20 protein-coding genes are annotated in these 18,174 nt (G+C 66.5%); 12 read left to right on the forward strand and 8 right to left on the reverse strand.

Annotation, left to right across the window (positions count from 1 at the left end; genetic code table 11):
• Window positions 1-314: 314 nt before the first annotated feature.
• Window positions 315-1,700 carry a glycosyltransferase family 9 protein gene (locus NCT05_RS08840; protein ID WP_244808087.1) on the forward strand — a complete coding sequence of 462 codons (1,386 nt, stop codon included), beginning with the start codon at window positions 315-317 and terminating at the stop codon, window positions 1,698-1,700.
• Window positions 1,701-1,704: 4 nt separating this feature from the next.
• Here NCT05_RS08840 and NCT05_RS08845 read toward each other — a convergent pair whose 3' ends face one another.
• Entirely contained in the window at window positions 1,705-2,211 is a 507-nt protein-coding gene (locus NCT05_RS08845; RefSeq protein ID WP_250502138.1) for a CBS domain-containing protein, read from the reverse strand.
• A gap of 60 nt (window positions 2,212-2,271) precedes the next feature.
• On the reverse strand, window positions 2,272-2,583 hold the full coding sequence (locus NCT05_RS08850) for a TFIIB-type zinc ribbon-containing protein (protein ID WP_250502139.1): 312 nt from the start codon (window positions 2,581-2,583) through the stop codon (window positions 2,272-2,274).
• Between the two features lie 244 nt (window positions 2,584-2,827).
• Here NCT05_RS08850 and NCT05_RS08855 point away from each other — a divergent pair, with 244 nt between their 5' ends.
• From NCT05_RS08855 to NCT05_RS08865, 3 genes are all read left to right on the forward strand, one after another.
• Window positions 2,828-3,526 carry a carbonic anhydrase gene (locus NCT05_RS08855; RefSeq protein ID WP_008349610.1) on the forward strand — a complete coding sequence of 233 codons (699 nt, stop codon included), beginning with the start codon at window positions 2,828-2,830 and terminating at the stop codon, window positions 3,524-3,526.
• Window positions 3,527-3,610: 84 nt separating this feature from the next.
• Window positions 3,611-3,835 (forward strand): FmdB family zinc ribbon protein, encoded by a 225-nt coding sequence (locus NCT05_RS08860; RefSeq protein ID WP_250439756.1) that lies wholly within the window; start codon window positions 3,611-3,613, stop codon window positions 3,833-3,835.
• A gap of 202 nt (window positions 3,836-4,037) precedes the next feature.
• Window positions 4,038-4,313 carry a DUF1488 family protein gene (locus NCT05_RS08865; RefSeq protein ID WP_008349606.1) on the forward strand — a complete coding sequence of 92 codons (276 nt, stop codon included), beginning with the start codon at window positions 4,038-4,040 and terminating at the stop codon, window positions 4,311-4,313.
• A 39-nt stretch (window positions 4,314-4,352) separates the two neighbouring features.
• On the opposite strand, the gene NCT05_RS08870 is transcribed toward NCT05_RS08865, so the two are convergent.
• Complete coding sequence (locus NCT05_RS08870) at window positions 4,353-4,808, reverse strand: response regulator (protein ID WP_008349604.1); 456 nt, start codon at window positions 4,806-4,808, stop codon at window positions 4,353-4,355.
• A gap of 68 nt (window positions 4,809-4,876) precedes the next feature.
• The gene (locus NCT05_RS08875; RefSeq protein ID WP_250439758.1) at window positions 4,877-5,359 is read right to left on the reverse strand and encodes an ElaB/YgaM/YqjD family protein; all 483 of its coding nucleotides are present in this window, start codon (window positions 5,357-5,359) and stop codon (window positions 4,877-4,879) included.
• A 323-nt stretch (window positions 5,360-5,682) separates the two neighbouring features.
• On the opposite strand from NCT05_RS08875, the gene NCT05_RS08880 reads away from it, so the two are divergent.
• A complete protein-coding gene (locus NCT05_RS08880; protein ID WP_250502140.1) occupies window positions 5,683-6,630 on the forward strand; it encodes a DMT family transporter in 948 nt (315 codons plus the stop codon).
• Window positions 6,631-6,634: 4 nt separating this feature from the next.
• Here the strand turns inward: NCT05_RS08880 and NCT05_RS08885 are convergent, their stop codons facing one another.
• The 3 genes from NCT05_RS08885 to NCT05_RS08895 all read right to left on the reverse strand — a co-directional run bounded on the left by NCT05_RS08885 (window position 6,635) and on the right by NCT05_RS08895 (window position 7,869).
• Window positions 6,635-7,168, reverse strand: a complete 534-nt coding sequence (locus NCT05_RS08885) for a cupin domain-containing protein (RefSeq protein ID WP_008349599.1) — start codon at window positions 7,166-7,168, stop codon at window positions 6,635-6,637.
• Window positions 7,169-7,236: 68 nt separating this feature from the next.
• Complete coding sequence (locus NCT05_RS08890; RefSeq protein ID WP_235366340.1) at window positions 7,237-7,488, reverse strand: hypothetical protein; 252 nt, start codon at window positions 7,486-7,488, stop codon at window positions 7,237-7,239.
• Window positions 7,489-7,518: 30 nt separating this feature from the next.
• On the reverse strand, window positions 7,519-7,869 hold the full coding sequence (locus NCT05_RS08895) for a hypothetical protein (protein WP_008349595.1): 351 nt from the start codon (window positions 7,867-7,869) through the stop codon (window positions 7,519-7,521).
• 235 nt (window positions 7,870-8,104) lie between these two features.
• Here NCT05_RS08895 and NCT05_RS08900 point away from each other — a divergent pair, with 235 nt between their 5' ends.
• The 7 genes from NCT05_RS08900 to NCT05_RS08930 all read left to right on the forward strand — a co-directional run bounded on the left by NCT05_RS08900 (window position 8,105) and on the right by NCT05_RS08930 (window position 17,061).
• Window positions 8,105-9,022 carry a LysR family transcriptional regulator gene (locus NCT05_RS08900; RefSeq protein ID WP_250502141.1) on the forward strand — a complete coding sequence of 306 codons (918 nt, stop codon included), beginning with the start codon at window positions 8,105-8,107 and terminating at the stop codon, window positions 9,020-9,022.
• A 166-nt stretch (window positions 9,023-9,188) separates the two neighbouring features.
• On the forward strand, window positions 9,189-11,492 hold the full coding sequence (locus tag NCT05_RS08905; RefSeq protein ID WP_250502142.1) for a two-partner secretion domain-containing protein: 2,304 nt from the start codon (window positions 9,189-9,191) through the stop codon (window positions 11,490-11,492).
• Window positions 11,465-13,231: a ShlB/FhaC/HecB family hemolysin secretion/activation protein gene (locus NCT05_RS08910; protein WP_250502143.1), complete on the forward strand. Its 1,767-nt coding sequence runs from the start codon at window positions 11,465-11,467 to the stop codon at window positions 13,229-13,231. Before NCT05_RS08905 ends, NCT05_RS08910 begins: the two co-directional genes overlap by 28 nt.
• Before the next feature lie 8 nt (window positions 13,232-13,239).
• Window positions 13,240-13,887 carry a FecR family protein gene (locus tag NCT05_RS08915; protein WP_008349588.1) on the forward strand — a complete coding sequence of 216 codons (648 nt, stop codon included), beginning with the start codon at window positions 13,240-13,242 and terminating at the stop codon, window positions 13,885-13,887.
• A gap of 10 nt (window positions 13,888-13,897) precedes the next feature.
• Window positions 13,898-14,044, forward strand: a complete 147-nt coding sequence (locus tag NCT05_RS08920; RefSeq protein WP_160297415.1) for a hypothetical protein — start codon at window positions 13,898-13,900, stop codon at window positions 14,042-14,044.
• Window positions 14,041-16,269 carry a CHASE2 domain-containing protein gene (locus NCT05_RS08925; protein ID WP_250502144.1) on the forward strand — a complete coding sequence of 743 codons (2,229 nt, stop codon included), beginning with the start codon at window positions 14,041-14,043 and terminating at the stop codon, window positions 16,267-16,269. Before NCT05_RS08920 ends, NCT05_RS08925 begins: the two co-directional genes overlap by 4 nt.
• A gap of 6 nt (window positions 16,270-16,275) precedes the next feature.
• Window positions 16,276-17,061 carry a 3',5'-cyclic-nucleotide phosphodiesterase gene (locus NCT05_RS08930; RefSeq protein WP_008349584.1) on the forward strand — a complete coding sequence of 262 codons (786 nt, stop codon included), beginning with the start codon at window positions 16,276-16,278 and terminating at the stop codon, window positions 17,059-17,061.
• Between the two features lie 3 nt (window positions 17,062-17,064).
• Here the strand turns inward: NCT05_RS08930 and tehA are convergent, their stop codons facing one another.
• On the reverse strand, window positions 17,065-18,099 hold the full coding sequence (gene tehA, locus NCT05_RS08935; protein ID WP_008349583.1) for a dicarboxylate transporter/tellurite-resistance protein TehA: 1,035 nt from the start codon (window positions 18,097-18,099) through the stop codon (window positions 17,065-17,067).
• Window positions 18,100-18,174 lie beyond the last annotated feature (75 nt).

Below are 18,174 nucleotides of genomic sequence, written 5' to 3' on the forward strand. Positions count from 1 at the left end.
ACAGAGCCAATCACACATCAAAAACACGACATCTGTATTTAGCCGGTGGTACGACATTTCAATTTTGCTTTGACATTTGATGTTACGCCGAATTGGAATGTCGTGTTTTGGTCATCGCGCCGGGACCGACTCGAGCGAGTTTCCCCGCCGGCACGCCACCTATAATCGAACGAGACGCGCCGCTATTTTTCAAAAATTGTCGGAACATCAACGCATTAATCAAGAATCCGAAATTTTTGTGAAAAGGCTTGCCGCCTGCGCGCCCGACGCTCCGGCGCACGCAATAATGCCGCCACCTGACTCGGCAAGCTCCCATGATCGACAGTTACCAACAGTTCCATTCCAGCCTGTATGCAGGCGAAATCGAGGCATGTTTCCGTTTTCTCGATGGTCGCTTCGCCGCCGACGGACACACCTCGGAGTACTTGCACGCGCGCGCGCTCGCGCATCTGCGAGGGGGCGAATTTCTGCGCGCCGTCGATATCGGCTGCGAGCTCACGCGCCGATCGAACACCTTCGGCTTCCAGCTTCACAGCCTGTGCGACGCGTGCGCGCATCTCGGATTGAAGGAAGTCGCGCTCAGCATGATCGAGTACGTGGGATGCAAGCCCGATGTCGCACCGATCTTCGCATTCCTGTGGCGCGTCTACGGCTGGCATTATCTCGGCTGCGACGACCGGGTTCTGGAACTGAGCGCGCAAGACGTCGACGAACATTCCGCCTATGTGCTCGGACATCATCAGGGACGCAGCGCGATGCGCCTGAACGGCATCGCGAGCGGCGTCGAACTGTTGCATCGCTATTGGTCATCGCACGAAGCGCGCCGCGTGCTGTTTCCCGATGTCGATATCGAGCATTACTGGTGCGGACAGCGGGTCCTGCCGGCGCATCTGACGATGACGTCGATCGCGTCGGGCCACGGCGATCAAGTGAACTGGGTGCGCTACGCCGGCGCGCTTCAGGCGCTGGGCGTGCAGATCGCCTACGCCGACGGCTCGGACCGGAACTATCGCTTCGCGATGCCCGATGCCGAATCCGCCCGAGACGCCGAAGCCATGCGCGCGGCCGGCTTCGCCGTCGCAACGGACGGCGCGCTGTGGACCGATCCTTTCGCGCTCTTTACCGCGCTTTTCCCGGTGCTCGGTTATGCGTCGTCGGCACGCTATATCGAGCCCGCCGATCCTTGCGCCGCCGATGCAATCGTCGATGAGATCCGCCAGCGCGCGCAGGGCCGGCGCTGCGTCGGCATTTTCTGGTCGTCGTGCGAATCGGCGAACAATTTCGCCAGCCGCAGCCTCGCCCTGCCTGATCTCGTCCCGCTTTTCGACAGCACGCCCGACATCCACTGGGTCGTCATGCAGCGCGGCTTCGAGCGCAAGCGCTGGCTGAACGCCCCGCGTTCGAATGACCTCGACCGCTTCACCACCCTCGCCTCCGACGTCACGCTGACGCAAAGCGTGAGCATCATCGACAGGCTCGATGCGTTCGTCGGCAATGATGGCGCGCTGTCGCACATCGCAGGGGCGCTCGGCAAGCCGTGCTACTTGTTTCTCAATCAGGTCGCGGAATGGCGTTACGAGCGCGATCCGCATGTCACGCCCTGGTATGCCTCGATGCGCCTGGTTCGCGCCCGCGGCCTCGGCGACTGGAACGATGTCGTGCGCAACCTGCAGGCGCTTCTGACCGCGCAAGCGCGCTGACGCGCTACACGATACGCAGTGCGAGTGTCTGCGGAATCTCGCTACGCCGCGTGAGCGCGCACGTCGGTGCATCGTGGCGCGGGCCGCGCACATAGCTTTCGAGCTGGTCGATGGCGAACTGCTGCTCCTCGATCAGATGCCGCACCATATCGCCGATCGAAATCATCCCGACGAGCCGGCCGCCCTCGATCACCGGCAGATGGCGAATCCGCTGCCGCGTCATTAGCGTCATGCATTCGTCGGCGCTCGTTCTGAGGCTGACCGACATCACCGGCGCGGTCATGATCTCGCATACGGTGGTCGTCCGCGAGACTTTGTCCTGCAGGATCACCTTGCGCGCATAGTCGCGTTCGGTGACGATGCCGCACACCGCGTCGCCCACCACGACGACGAGCGCGCCCACTTCCGCCCGCGACATCAGCGCGATCGCTTCGTACACGCTCGCCTCCGCGTCGATGGTGTGAACCGTCGTGTCGCGCTTTGCCTTCAGGACTTGCTTAACCGTTGACATTTGCCGTTCTCCTTGCTGTTTCGCCGCCGAATTACTGCCGATGCGCGTGACGCTCGCCGATCAGTCGAAGTCGAACAGATCGCCGAGAAAGGATTTTTTGCGCCGCGCATGTTCGCGCTTGCCGCGCGAATCGCCGTAGTGGTAACCGTCCTGCCGATGCGTGCGGCGCTCGCGATCGTGTCCGCGCTCGTCCCATTCGTCGCGCCCGGACGCTTGCGCCTCCGCGAGCGACGCCTGCGCCGCGCGCCGGATGATCTGATCGAGCTCGCCGCGGTCGAGCCACACGCCGCGACAGTGCGGGCAATAGTCGATTTCGATGCCCTCGCGCAGGGTCATCAGTAGTTCGGTCGCGGGACATACCGGGCATTTCATGTCGGTTCCTTTCTGATTGCTTTCAATGAAAACAATCTAGCGGAATGGTACGCGTCGAAAAATAGGAGATTTTGAGCGCGTCACTTCGGGAAAACCGAACCGGATGATGCCCTCGCACCGAATTGGTGCGCCCGTGAAGGTCTTGAATCGGAGCGACTTGCGATCCATCTCAAAACCCCGCAAGCTTTCGCCTTGACGTGACGCGCACGCACGCGCGTCGGAACCGCACAACAAAGGCGACACCATGTCCGACAAATCGATGAGCGAAGAACGCCACGGCGCCGAAACCGGCGACCTGCTGTACCTGCTGCAAGGCGCCGACGACTTCAGCCGTTTCGTGTTCCCCGACAGCGAAGCGCTGTTCAAGAGCCTCGCGCGCCAGCAGGCGCCGCATACGCTCTTCATTACCTGCGCGGATTCGCGCGTATCGCCGGAAATGATCACGCAGACGCGCCCCGGCGAGCTTTTCGTGTGCCGCAACATCGGCAACATCGTGCCGGCTTATGGCGAGATGCTCGGCGGCGTGTCGGCGGTGGTGGAATTCGCGGTGCTCGCGCTCAACGTCCGGCAGATCGTGATTTGCGGCCACTCGGATTGCGGCGCGATGAAAGGCCTTGCGTCAGGCGCGGCCATCGCCGATGAAATGCCGACGGTTCACGCATGGCTGCGCAACGCCGAAGCCGCGCGCAGCGTCGTGATGGCGCGCAAGCTGGAAGAAGAACGCATCGTCCAGGCGATGGTCGAGGAGAACATCCGCCTGCAACTGACGCATCTGCGCACGCATCCGGCGGTCGCGGGCCGGCTCGCGCTCGGCAAGCTGCAGGTGCAGGGCTGGGTGTACGACATCGGGCGCGGCAAGGTGTCGATCTACGACGAGGCCGACAGCAAGTTCGAGTCGCTCGAAGAAGCGCGTCTGCGCCTGTTGCGCAAGGACGGGCGTTGACATCGGCACGCCCGGCTTCGCGGCGAGGCGTTGCATAGCGCTTGCTACCGTGATCGATGCCCTCTTTCTCCGAGTGAAAACGTCATGCCTGTCTACGATTACCAATGCGCGGATTGCGGCGCGTTCGAAGCCGTCCGCCGCATCGCCGAGCGCGACGATCCCGCGGCCTGTCCACAATGCGGCGCGGCCGCTGCGCGCGTGACGATCGGCGCGCCGAGCGTGGGCGGTTCGAGCGCATCCGCCGGCGCCGCCGAAGAAGCCGGCAGTTACGGCATGAGGCATCGCGGCGGCTGCCTCTGCTGCGGATAGGGCGCTTTGTACCGCGCGGGCACGGTCATTGCAAAGTCACCTCCCGTACGCCCCGCGCAGCGCGGGCGTATCATGCAAGACGACGTGCGCGGCGCGCAAGGCCGCACGCAGTCGTAGGCATCGACATCGCGGGCGCGTCGTTGCAAGTCTCGCGATGATCGCGCTCAACCGTGTTCCGAACGAAAAACAGGAGGTGATAAGGATGACGATAGAGTTCAGCGGGCGCCGTCACGTCGTGGCGGCAGCGCGTGTCGCGTTCGAGGCGAAGGTGGACGGCCGCGAGGTGTGGTGCAGCATTTCCCTCGATGCGCTCAACGATCACTTCGGCAATAGCGGGACGTCGTCGCACGATCTCCTCTCCGCGTTCGAAGGCGGACGCGTGCAAATCGAAGACGCCGCCCGGCGCGCGCTCGAGCGCAACGGCGGCCAGTCGGTCGAACTGGAAACCAACGATTTCAAGGCATCGCGAGCGGTTTAGGTCTCAAGCGGCGGGCGGCGGCGCAGTGCACCGCCCGCATCAGTGGACGTAGAAACACTTCAATACGTCGAACATCCACCAGACCGGGCACGGCGTTCTGCAAAAGCCGTCGTAGCCCGCGGCGTGCAATGCATCGCGCGGATCCTGCTTGGCATCGGCGGCGAGCGCAATCAGCAACTCCACTTCGCCCTCCGTCCGATCGACGGTCAGCGCTTCGCGCAGCGTGCGCGCCGGCGCGTGGTCGTGCGCGTCGCCGATGAGCGTATCCACGAACAACACCTGCGGCCGCCAGTTGCGGATGAATTGCGACGCGGCCGCCGCATCGCCGATCTGCACGGCCTCGAAACCGCGCATCGCGAGGAGCAGCGCGAACGAATCGCCGACGTTCGATTCCGAATGCACGATCAAGACGCGCCGCGGACTGGCGAGCGCCATCGTCAGCGGATTCCAGATTTCGCACCGGTCGGTGCAGAGGTCGTACGATCGTTCTTCCATGTCGGTCCGGCACGGCGATAAGCCTCTGCCGATATCAGCAACCCAGCAAGGTTGAGGCCCGCCGCGCTTCAGCGTGCGGCCAGCAGACCGACGATGAGCCCGCCGACCGCCGCCAGCGCAATCGATTTCCACGGATTGTCGTGCACGTAATCGTCCGTGCCCTCCTTCGCCTGCCTGTACTGCGTCGCGATGACGTCCTGCGCGCCCGCCAGCACGTCGCGCGCGCGCCGCGGCATCGGTCGCGACGGATGGTACTGACTGCCCTGTCCCGCGGCGTGCGTCGCGGCGGGCTGCGCGAGCACCGTCGGACTGTCGCCGCCTTCGAGCACATCGCCGTGCACGTGATACGGCGAATACCTTGCGGGCTTGTGCGCCTCGCCCGGCGTGAGCGGCGTCACGCTCGCGGCCTGTCCGTGTGCCATGCCGGGCGCGAGCGCCGCGTCCATCGCGCTCGCGACCGTGCGGCGCGAGAGCGGCGGATCGGCCGGATCGCCCCGGTCGCTGTTTTGCATCGACTGAATCGTGGATGCGTTGCCGTTTGCATTGTCCATGGCTTCTCTCCCGTTGACTGCGTCCATCGCGCTGCAAGAACCATCGTCCATCTTTCGATCATGCAAGAGTCGCACCGATCGGGCCTGCCAGCAACCTCGGCGTCCGCGGCCGGTCGAGCCGCGCGGCGCTTGGCAATTTTTCTCACATAACGGTGAGAAATGCTCGTTTGCGGCGGCATCGGCGCGCGCCTACGATGCGGGATTCCGGGAGCTGGGCGAGCGGGTGCATCGCGCCGCATCTTTCGTTTCACGCCGCGCCGAAACGTCGGCACGACGCACGCCGATACGATGGTTTCGCTCCCAACTTCTATCGCCAAGCCGCCATGAATCCCGTCAATCTCGCTCAACTGTTCGTTCTCGCCGCGCTCTGGGGCGGCTCGTTCCTGTTCATCCGCGTCGGCGTGACCGATCTCGGCGTCGCGCCGCTGATGGCGTTGCGCGTGGGCATCGGCGCGCTGTTTCTGCTTCTGATGCTCGCGCTGCGCGGCAAGGCGCGGCCAGCCTTCTCGACGATGCGCGAACGCGCGTGGCCGCTCCTCGTCGTCGGCGTCCTCAATTCCGCCGCGCCGTTTTGTCTCTTCGCGTATGCCGAGCTGACGCTGTCGGCGGGCGTCACGTCGGTCATCAACGCGACGACGCCGCTCTGGGGCGCGATCGTCGCGTATCTGTGGTTGAGCGACCGGCTGACGCGCATGCGCGTGGCGGGACTTGCGATCGGCTTCGCGGGCGTGCTCGCGCTCGTCTGGGATCAGATGTTCGCGCACGACGCGAGCGCCGCCGCCGCCCCGATGGCGACCGCGCTGGCCGCACTCGCCGCGCTCGCCGCATCGGCTTCGTACGGCGTCGCCGCGAGTTACACGAAAAAGCATCTGATGGGCGTCGATTCGCTGACGGTCGCCGCCGGCACGATGAGCGCGGCGACGATCGTGCTTCTGCCCTTCGCGCTCTTTTTCTGGCCGGCCGGCGCCGTATCGTTGCACGCGTGGGGCGCGGTGCTCGGGCTGGGCGTCGCGTGCACGGGCCTCGCCTACATGATGTTCTTCCGTCTGATCGCGGTCGCCGGGCCGGCACGCGCGATTACCGTCACGTTCCTGATTCCGATCTTCGGGATTCTGTGGGGCGCGCTCTTTCTTGCCGAGCGCGTGTCGATGGGCATGGCGGCCGCCTGCGCGATCGTGCTGGTCGGCACGGCGCTCGCGACGGGCGTGATCAAGCGCGTGCCGCTCGTCGGCGCGCGCCGGTCTCAATGCGTGAAGGAAAGCAAAGCGTGATCGGCTAATGCCAGTGACGCGCGAGCGGCCCGTCCTCTCCGGCGACGGGATCGCTTCGCGGGAACGGCAGTTCTTCCATCGCGATGCGTTCCTGCTCGCTGATCGCTTCGCGGCGGATATCCCATTGCTGCCCCGGCGGATAAGCCCCGACGACCTGAAAGCGCCGTCCGGCCGTCAGCAGGCAATGGCCGGTGCCGGCAGGCAGGACGAGCGCGTCGCCGGCGCTGACCGCGATCACGCGGCCATGCGGGCCGCCGAGAATCAGTTCGGCGTCGCCCGATGCGACGCCGAGCGCCTCATGCGCGGTCGAATGGAAGTGGTGATAGTCGAAGACACTGTCGCGCCACTGCGGCGGCCAGCCGTTCTGCGCGAAAAGCGCTTCGAAGCGCTCGGCGCAATCGGTGGCTTTCGGGTCGATCGCGCCGCGCCACACCAGGACGGGCAGCCGCGTGTTATTTGGCACCCAGCCGTTCGGCGGCAGCATGAAATGCTCGCAGCGGGCGTGTTGCGACAGCAAGCTTGCAGTTTGCTCGGTCATGTTGCGCTTTCTCCGAAAGAGTCAGAGAAATCGCAGCAACGCACGTTCCAGTCGGAATGGACCGCGCGTCAGCGGCCGTGCCAGTGACCGCCGCCGCCGCTCGAGAAGCCGATGCCGAGCGACACCGATGGCGCCGCGTAGTAGCCCGGTCCATACGCATAGCCATAGGCAGGCGCGTAGCCATAAGCGGGCGCGGGCGCATAGCCATAAGGCGGCGCATAAACGCAGCCGCCGAGCCCCGCCGCCGCCACGAGCGCGACGGGCACGATCAGCGAGCGCGCGAGGCGCGACCGGGTTCGAGTTCGAGTTGAATTTTTCATGATGATGCCCCGTTGCCGCCGGCTTCCGGCTTACCAGTGCCGATAGCCGTAATAGCCGCCGTGATGCGCGTACCAGTCGCGGCGTCCCCAGTAGCGATAGCCATCCCAATAGCGGTCGCCGTGCCAGCCGACGACGATCGCCGGCGCGGGCGCAACCATGACCGGCGCGGGCTGATAGGCGACGGGCGGAGGCGGCGGCGCGTACATGGGCGGCGGAGGCGGCGCATAGACGGGCGCGGGCGCGACGTACACCGGCGCCGCATAAACCGGCGCAACCGGAACCCCGAGATTGATGCCCAGGCTCACGCCCGCCACGGCGGCTTCGCAAGCGAGTCCCGCCGACAACGCGATACCGATCCCGACCAAGCCCTTGATGTTCATTTCGTCCTCGTCTGAGAAGGCCGACAAGCAGACCGCGATGCGATCCTGGATTCTTATGCAGCCATGAATCCATCGTAGCCGCGCCGCGTGCGGGCTGCGTTACAACGCCTGTAACAGATGTGAATCCTGAAACGAATGTGCGAAAAGCCGATGCGACGCCGCTTCGCCCGCGCAGGTTGCGCGCTGTTGCGCCGACGTGGGATAGTTCCGGCTTCGTCAAACGGATGCCTGGACGATGGACTTGTTGCGGAGCATGAGAATCTTTGCGCGCGTGGCTGAAGCGGCCAGCTTCACCGTCGCGGCGCAGCAGATGGACATCACGACGGCGCAGGCCTCGCGCGCGGTCACCGAACTCGAAACGCATCTGCGCACGCGGCTTCTGAATCGCACGACGCGCCGCGTCGCCCTCACCGATGCCGGCAACCGTTATCTCACGCGCTGCAAGGAAGTGCTCGAACTCGTCGATCTCTCCGAGGCCGAGGCGAGCAACGCCCAGGTTTCGCCGACGGGCGTGCTGCGCATGCATGCCCCGATCACCTTCGGCCAGCACTACGTGGTGCCCGCGCTCACGCGCTATCTCGAGCAGCATCCGCAGGTGCGCGTCGAGCTTACGCTTTCGCAACATATCCCCGACATGCTCGACGAAGGCTTCGACGTCTTCCTGCAAGTCACCACGTCCGCACTGCCCGACTCCGCGCTCGTCTCCACGAAAATCTGCTCGATGCCGAGCGTGCTGTGCGCGTCGCCGGGCTATCTCAAACGGGCGGGCACGCCCCAGCGCATCGGCGATCTGAAGAACCACGCGTGCCTGCAACTCGTGACGACGTTTTTCCCCGTCGACCGATGGGTCTTCGAAGGCCCGCGCGGCCACGTCGAAGTGGAGCTCGACCCGGGCCGCCTGCGCGTCAATTCCGCCGATGCGCTCGCGGTCGCGCTGTCGAACGGTCTCGGCATCGCGCCGCTGCCGATGCTCGCCGCGCTGCCGTGGCTCGACAGCGGCGCGCTCGTGCGCGTGCTGCCCGAGTGCGAACTTCAGACAATGACCATCTACGCGATGTACGCCTCCCGCCAGTATCTCGATGCGAAGATCCGCACGTGGGTCACGTTCCTGCGCGAGTTCGTCGAAGAGACGCTCGCGAGCCAGGCCGCGTGATCGTCGGATAAAACGCCGCGTTCCTAATACGAATGGCGAAGAACAGCGCGTATGCGAAGGTTCTCTAAACGCGTAGTTGCAAGCATGCTTCGGAACACTAAACTGCTTGATGGTGCGCCTGCATCTCGTCACGACGATGCGCCGCAACAGAAAGGAGTCGGCCGACATGAACAAGACTCTGCGCGCGAGCACCGCGTTCCCCGCGCGATGGCTCTGCATCGCCACGCTCATCGTCATGGCGTGCATGTCCGCGCGCGCGGAACCGAGCGGCGCGCGCGTCGTCGCCGGTTCCGGCTCGGTGACGAGCGCGGGCGCCAGCACGATCATTCAGCAGAATAGCGGCCGCCTCGCCATCGACTGGAATTCGTTCAGCACGCGCCCTGGCGAAGCGGTCACGTTCAATCAGCCGGGCGCGAATTCGATCGCGCTGAACCGCGTCGTCGGACCGCGCCCGACGACCTTCTTCGGCAAGCTCGACGCGAACGGCCAGGTGTTCATCGTCAATCCGAACGGCGTGATCTTCGGGCCGGGCGCGCAGGTGAACGTCGGTGGATTGCTGGCATCGACGCTCAATCTGTCGACAAGCGATTTCATGAGCGGCCACTACACCTTTTCGGGCGACGGGCGCTGGCATCGGCATCATCATCATCACGAGGACGGCGCGGCGGTCGTCAATCTCGGCACGCTCACGAGCGCGCCCGGCGGTTATGTCGCGCTGATCGGCGCGCGCGCGATCAACGCCGGCACGATCGACTCGCCCGGCGGTTTCGCGGCGCTCGCGGCGGGCGAGCGCATCGCGGTCACGCTCGGCGATCACAGCATGATCGGCTTGTCGGTGGAGCGCGGCGCGTTGCGTGCGCTCGCCGCCAATCACGGTCTGATTCAGGCCGATGGCGGTCAGGCGTGGCTCGTCGCGAGCGCCGAGGACGCGCTCCTCGCCAATGTCGTGAACAACACGGGCGTCATCCGCGCGAGAAGCGCCGTGAACCAGAACGGCGTGATCCGCCTCGTCGCGGACAAAGGCGTCGTGCAGGCCGGCGGCACGCTCGACGCATCCGCGCCGGATGGCGGCAACGGCGGCGCCATCGAAACGGCGGGCACGCAGGTGCGCGTCGCGCCGGACGCGCAGGTCACGACGGCGGCGGCATCGGGACAAACCGGAACGTGGCGCATTGCAAGCGACTTCGCCGCGCTCGTCGTCGGCGGCGATGCATTCGGACAGCGCTTCGGCACGATTCAGAGCGCGACGCTTTCGCGCGTGCTCGAATCGACCAATGTGTCGATCAGCGCCGCGTCGCCGGCGGGCTTTGCGCCGTTCGGCCTCGTGCTGATCGACGGCCCCGTCGCGTGGAGCGGCGTCAACACGCTTTCGCTCGCGGCGCAGAGCGGCGTCCACGTCGACGCGTCGATCAGCGCGCCGCGCGGCACGCTCGCGATGACGACCGCCGGCACCGCGACACAACAGGCGCCCATCCAGGCGGCCAATGTCGCCCTGCAAGGCGGCGCGGGCGCGTACCGGCTGACGAACGCGGGCAATCGCATCGGCACGCTGGCGGCGAACGCCGGTTCCGTCGACATCGCCGATAGCGCGCCGCTCACGATCGGCCGCGTCGCGGGTTTGTCGGGCGTTTCGGCGAGCGGCGCGGTCACGCTCACGGCGCCCGCGCTCACGCTCGCCGCCCCCATTGCGAGCCGCGCGAGCGGCACGGCGATCACGCTCGCCGCGGCGACCTTCGCGAACCGCGCGGGAGCGAACGCGCTTTCCGCGCCGAACGGCCGCTGGCTCGTCTACTCCGACGCACCCGAGGCGGACGCCTTCGGCGGACTGCAAAGCGGCAATCTCGCGCTCTGGGGCGATGCCTACACCGGCGGCGCCGATGCGCGCGCGGCATCGGCATCGGGCAACCGGTTCGCGTTCAATGCGCGGCAGCAGGTCACGTTGACGGCGATCAACATCGACGTGCCGTTCGAGACGCCGCGCACGCTCGGTCCGAACGACGTGACGATCGCGCTGCGCTACAACGGCGCGAACTACGGCAACGCATTCGCCGACAGCCCGGCGAACCACGAGCCGTTCGTCTTCACGGTGACGAGCACCGGCGCGACGCCGGGCGCGGCGATCGGCACGTACGCGATCACGGTCACCGCGACGGGCGGCCCGACCGGCTACACGATCACGACGCAAGGCGGCACGCTGCGCATCGCGGGCACGCCGCCGCCTGCGCCGCCGTCCGTCCCCGTACAGCCGGTGATGCCGCAAGAACCGGAAACGCCCGTCACGACCGTCGCGGCGCTGCCCGGCATTCTCGATTCCGTGCGTACCGACGCGGCCAATCCCGCGCCGCTCTACAACGCGACGCCGGGCCGTCAGCCGGAGTCCGCGCCGCTCGTGCAGCAGCGCACCGATTCGACGAGCGACGGCAGCCGTCTGCCGGACGACGCATGGCCCGGTCACGTATGCCGCATGTGAGGCCCAGGCGCGTGCGACGCTTCGGGCCCCGCGAACGACGCCACAGCGTCGCGTCGCGCCGGCTCGCCGTGCTCATCGCGACGCTCGTCGCGGCGACGGCGCGCGACATGCGCGAAACGCACGCCCAGACGCTGCCGAACGCGGGCAGCATCCTGCGCGAACAGCAGCAGCAAGCGCCCGCGCCCGTCCCGCCTTCCGATCTGCGTCTGAACGTGACGCCCGCGCCCGAACCGCCGCCCGTCTCCGGCGAAACAGGAGGCATCCGCTTCGAAGTGAAAGGTTTCGCGTTCACCGGCAACACGCTTTTCCCGACGCCGGAACTGCTCGACGCCGTGCGGCCGTTCATCGGTGCGGGGCGTTCGCTCGACGATCTCGAAAGCGCCGCCGATCGCGTGAGCGCGTTCTATCGGCGGCACGGCTATCTGGTCGCGCGCGCCTATGTGCCGCCGCAGCAGATCGATGACGGCATCGTGCGTATCGCGGTGAGCGAGGGACGTTACGGTCGCATCGACATCGACAACCAGTCGCGCACGCGCGACCCCGTCATCGCGCGATTTTTCGGCGCGCTCAAACCGGGCGACGTGATCGACGAGCGCGCCCTCACCCGCGCCACGTTGCTCGCGCAGGACGCGGCCGGCACGACGGGCGCGAACGCGACGATCTCGCCGGGCCTTCTTCCCGGCACCTCCGACATGACGCTCGCCGTGCCGACCGCGCGGCCCGTCTCCGGCAGCGTGCAGGCCGACAACTACGGCCAGACGACGACCGGCACCGCGCGTCTCATCGGCGCGCTGCAATGGAACAATCCGCTCGGCATCGGCGATCAGTTGGGCGCGCGGCTGCTCGGCTCGATCACCGGGCAGTTCTACGGCAACATCGGCTACACGGTGCCGGTCGGCGGCAGCGGGTTCGCGTGGGGCGTCGGCTACACGCGCTCGACGTATTCGGTCGGCGGTCAGTTCGACGAACTCGACGCCTACGGCAGCGCCAATGTCTTCTCGACGTTCCTGAGCTACGCGCTGCTGCGCTCGCCGTCGGCGAACGTATTCGCGACGCTCGGCTACGACCACAAGCTGCTGTCGGATCACCTCGGCGCGTTCGATTCCGTCAGCGACAAGACGAGCGATGTCGGCCGGCTCGGGCTCTCGGGCAATCTGACGCTCGAAAAGAGCATCACGACGTTCGACACGGCTATCCAGCAAGGCAACCTGCGCTATAAGACGCCGCAGCCGGAACAGATCGCCGCGCAGATCGCCGGTGCGTTCACGAAGTTCGTGTTCGCCGTGACGCACACGCAGGTGATCGGCGATCAGGCCAACGGCACGCAGCTCTACCTTTCGCTCAACGGCCAGGCGACTTCGCGCAATCTCGATTCGTCCGAGCAGATCTCGCTCGGCGGCCCGTATGCCGTGCGCGCCTATGCGACCGGCGACGCGCCCGTCGACGAAGCGTATATCGCGACCATCGAACTACGGCAGACGATCAGGCAATCGCTCGTGCCGGTGCTCGTGACGCTATCGGGCTTCATCGATACCGCCGACGGGAAGATCGTCGCGCATCCGGTCGCGCCGGGCAGCGATCACGTCCGGCTTTCCGGGCTGGGCGTCGGCGCGACGTTCGCCGCGCCGCACGACTTTCTGCTGTCGATGTCGTACGCGCACACGCTCGGCTACGTGCCTTCGACGCTCGGCACCGGACACGCGAACCGCTTCTGGATCGCGCTCACGAAGTCCTTCTGAGACCGAACATGACGCGCGCCCGACACCTTCTTCTCTTCCTCTTCCTGGCGATGACCGCGCGCGCGGCGTGCGCCGAAGCGGTCGCGACGATCACCGCGCTCGTCGGCAATGTCGCGATTCAATCGGCGGGCGGCGCGCAACGCGTGGCGGCGGTCGGCGGCGACATCGACAACGGCGACACCGTGCAGACCGGCGTCGGCTCTGAAATCGTGATGATCTTCACCGACAAGCAGCGCGTGTATCTGAAGCCCGGCTCGGTGTTTCGCGTCGACGATTTTCATTACGCGGCGAACGCGCCGCAGGAAGACCGCAGCTTTCTGTCGCTCGTGAAAGGCGGATTGCGCGCGCTCGACGGGCTCGTCGCGAAGGAAGGCAAGCCGGAGAACTATCGCGTGAAGACGCCGACGTCGACCATCGGCATACGCGGCACCGAATATTCCGTCACCGATTGCGCGAATCTCGAACCGGGCGCGAACGCGGATTGCAAGGGCGATCAGATCGTCGTCTACGACGGTCAGATCGTCGTCATCAATCAGGTCGACAGGCAGATCGTGCGCGCGGGCGAAGGCGCGATCGTCGTGAGTCCGCGGCTGCCGTTCGGCGTGCTGCCGGCATCGCGCGTGACGCCGGTGGTGCCGTCGGCGGCGTGCCGTTAGCGAGCCCACGATGAGCGAAAACACGAGCCGCGATACGGACGTCATGCGCGCAGCGCAGTTGCACGCGGCGCTCATGTCTTTCGGCGTCGATGCGCACGCGCGCGTGCTGGCGGCGCGGCTCGTCGTCGCGAACGAGCAGATCCGGGCCGCGCAATGAGGGTGCGCCAACCGCTCGCGTTCACGTTCAAACGCTCGGGCGCGCGCTGGGCGCTCGGGCTCGCGATCGTCGTCGCGCTCGCGGGACATGCGCTGTCGCGCTATGACATCCGCTTCATCGATTCGCTCGACGCGATGATCTACGACGCGAAAGTGCGTCTCTTCATGCCGCGCACGACGGACGCGCGCATCGCGATTCTCGATATCGACGAGAAAAGCCTCGCCGAACTGGGCCGCTGGCCGTGGGATCGCGCGCGCATGGCGGCGCTCGTCGATACGCTGTTTTCGCGCGAGCGCATCGCGGTGCTCGGCTTCGACATGGTGTTCGCGGAAGCCGACGCGAGTTCGGGCCTTGCCGTGCTCGACGAACTCGCGCGCGGCCCGCTCGCCGAGGACGCCGCGTACCGCAAGACGCTCGATGCGCTTGCTCCGCGCCTCGATTACGACCGCCGTTTCGCCGATGCCCTTGCCGGTCATCCCGTGGTGCTCGGCTTTTACTTTTCGAATCGCGATGCATCGAGCGGCGCGATTCCATCGCCCTTGATGAGCGCGCGCGCGTTCGGCACGCATCCGCTCATGCTCTTCGACTGGACGAGCTACGGCGGCAATCTGCCCGCGCTGCAACAGGCGGCGAAGCGCGCCGGATACTTCAATCCCGTGATCGATTTCGACGGCTCCGTGCGCCGCGTGCCGCTCATCGCGGCCTATCGCGACGGCGTGTACGGCGCGCTGTCGCTCGAAGTGATCCGCGCGCTGTTCGGCGACGCCGCGGTGACGCCGGTCTTCGACGACGCAACCGATCCCGCCGCGCCGCTCGCGGGACTCGCGCTCACGACGCCGCGCGGCACGCGCACGATTCCCGTCGATGAAAACGGCGCGGCGCTCGTGCCCTATCGCGGCCGGACCGGCAGCTTCCCGTATTACTCCATCGCCGACGTGCTCGGAGAGCGCATTCCCGCCAACGCGCTCGCGGGCAAGATCGCGCTCGTCGGCACGACGGCGCCGGGCCTGATGGATCAGCGCACGACGCCCGTCGGCGAGGTTTATCCGGGCGTCGAGGTGAACGCGAATCTGATCGGCGGCATGCTCGACGATACGATCCGCTTCGAACCCCCGTTCGCGTCGGCGTTGCAGGCGTCGATGCTTGCGCTCATCGGACTCGCGATGATCTTCCTCTGGCCGTGGCACATGCCCGCGCGCGCGACGATCTTCACCGCGATGTTGCTCGCGCTCGTCGTCGCGGCGGATCTCTTCGCGTTCGCGCGGCTTCGCTGGTCGATCCCGGTGGCGTCGCCGCTGCTCGCCGCGCTCGCGCTCTACGTGCTCAACATGTCGTACGGCTACTTCGTCGAGGCGCGCGCGAAACGCCATTTCACCGCGCTGTTCGGGCAATACGTGCCGCCCGAGCTCGTCGAGGAAATGAGCAGTCATCCGGAGGACTACAGCATGGCCGGGCGGCGCGCCGAGTTGACCGTGCTGTTCTGCGACGTGCTCGGCTTCACGGCCATCGCGGAGACGCTGGAGCCGGAAGCGCTCGCGCGTCTGATGAACGAGTATCTCGGCACGATGACCGAAGTGATCCGCGCGCATCGCGGCACGCTCGACAAGTACATCGGCGATGCGATCATGGGTTTCTGGGGTGCGCCCGTCGACGATCCGGATCACGCGCGCAACGCCGTCGCGGCGGCGCTCGGCATGCGCGCGGCGCTCGTCGAGCTGAACCGCACGCTCACGGCGCGCGGCTGGCCGACGCTGTGGATCGGCATCGGCATCAATACGGGGCCGATGACCGTCGGCGACATGGGCTCGCACGTGCGCCGCGCCTACACCGTGATGGGCGATGCCGTGAATGTCGCGGCGCGGCTCGAAGGCCTCACGCGGCGCTTCGATATCGACATCATCGTGGGCGAAGCGACGCGCGAACGGGTGACGGATATCGCGTTCCGCGAGATCGATCGCGTGCGCGTGAAAGGACGCGTCGCGCCGATTGCGGTGTTCGAGCCGCAGCCCGCGCACGAACACGGCGATGCGCTCACGCGCTGGCACGCGGCGCTCGCGCACTATCGCGCGCGCGAGTGGGACGAAGCGCAAACGCTACTCGCGACGCTCGCGGCGCAGTATCCTGAGCGACAGGTGTACGCGATGTATCGCAGGCGCATCGATGCGCTGCGCGGCATTGCGTTGCCCGAGGACTGGGATTGCGTAAGCGAATTCGACACGAAATGAATCATCATGAACGTTCGGGTACTCGGCTGTAGCGGCGCGATCAGGAGCGGCGGCGACGATGCGGGCGATCGCGGCGGCACGACGGCGCTGCTCGTCGACGGCGACATCATGATCGATGCCGGCACGGGCGTCGCCGTGCTTACCGACGACGAACTCGCGCGTATCGATCATGTGTTTCTCACGCACTCGCATCTGGATCACATTGCGTATCTGCCGCTCATGATCGATGCCGTAGGCGACGCGCGCGATAGGCCGCTCGTCGTTCACGCGAGCCGCGCGACGCTCGACATACTTCAGGCGCACATCTTCAACAATCTGATCTGGCCGGACTTCACGCGCATTCCTTCCCCCGATGCGCCGGGCGTGCGCTTCGAAGCGCTGGAGGTCGGCGAATGCTTCATGCTGAACGGGCGCACCGTGACGGCATTGCCCGCGCGGCATACGGTGCCGTCGATGGGGCTGGCGGTGTCGAACGCAACGGCGTGCATCGCGTTCAGCGGCGATACGACGAGCAATCCCGAGTTCTGGGCCGCCGTGTGCGCGTTGCCGGGACTGCGCCATGTGATCGTCGAGACCGCGTATCCGGATGCGCAGATCGCGTTGGCGCGTGCGGCGCATCACTATTGCCCGAAGCTCATCGCCGATGATCTGCGTGGCCGCGCGATGAAAGCCGAATTGCTGATTTCGCATCTGAAACCGCCGCACGGCGCGCAGATTCTGGAAGAACTGCGCGCCGCGTTGCCCGATGTGTCGCTGCGTGCGTTGCGCGCGGGCGAAGTGCTGACGTTGTGATGTTCAACGCGAACCCGCTGCCGCACGACGCTCGATGCTGATCGGCGTGACGTTCGCCGGCGCCGATGTAACCGCGGCCGGCAGCAACTCGCCTCGCACGATCGCCCGCACCGTTCCCGCGATCATGAGACCGATCACCACGTTGGCCACGACGAACACAGCCGGTGCGATCCACGTCATCGGGCCGGCGGCGCCGCGTTCGAGCATGCGAATAGCCATCGTCGGCAATGCGGCGGCACCGAAGCTGAAGGCCCAGTACGAAGGCGTGAACGCGCGTTGGCGAATCCAGGGCACGAGGCGCGCGAGCATCAGCGCCTGATAGAGACCGTAGCCGAGCAGCATGTATGCGAACGTATCGGGTACGCCGTGCGTGATCGCGAGATACGACACGCCTCCGACGACCGGCGGCGCAAGCTGGATGCCGAGCGTAGGGCGCAATGCTTCGGGCAGCGGTTCATGCACGGCGGCGCGATGCAGCACGATCGATTCGATCGCGAGCCACGAGAACACGCCCGCGCCGAACAGCAACATGCCGATTTGCGTGAAACCGAGCCCGGCCGCCGCCGTCGCCGCGACGAAGCTGGGCGCGACCGTCGGAAGGTAGATGGCGGGCGTCGTCAGCTCGGGCTTGCGGCCGCCCTGCCAGAACCGGCCATGCAGATACGCGCCGAGCGCGAGCGAACTCGCGACGCCGATCGCGAAGAGCGCGATCGCGAGCGGCCGCGAATAAGGCTGCACGGCTTGTGCGACGAGCATCGCCGATACCGGCACGAGCGCCGCGAACGAAGACTGCACCGGATGACGCATTTCCGCGATGGCCGCATCGCGCTGGACGAGCCACTTGCGCCCGTATGCGACGAGCACCGCGATCCAGACGACGAGCGCGCCCGCCGTCAGCCATGCGGGCACCGCATCGGGAATCGCCCACACGCGAGCCGCCGCGCGCCATGCGCCCGCGAGCGCGAGCCCGCCGACCGCGATGCCGAAGAACGCAGCCGGCATCGGCGCGCGATTGTTCGTACCGTTGTTGCTGTTCATTGCCCTTCTCCTTGATTTGCGTCGTTGGAGAAAGGTTAGTGGCGACGGCCTTCCGCGCGAATGCCGCAGCGTCTC

This window comes from Caballeronia sp. AZ7_KS35, from assembly GCF_023631045.1.
GTDB classification, from domain to species: domain Bacteria; phylum Pseudomonadota; class Gammaproteobacteria; order Burkholderiales; family Burkholderiaceae; genus Caballeronia; species Caballeronia zhejiangensis.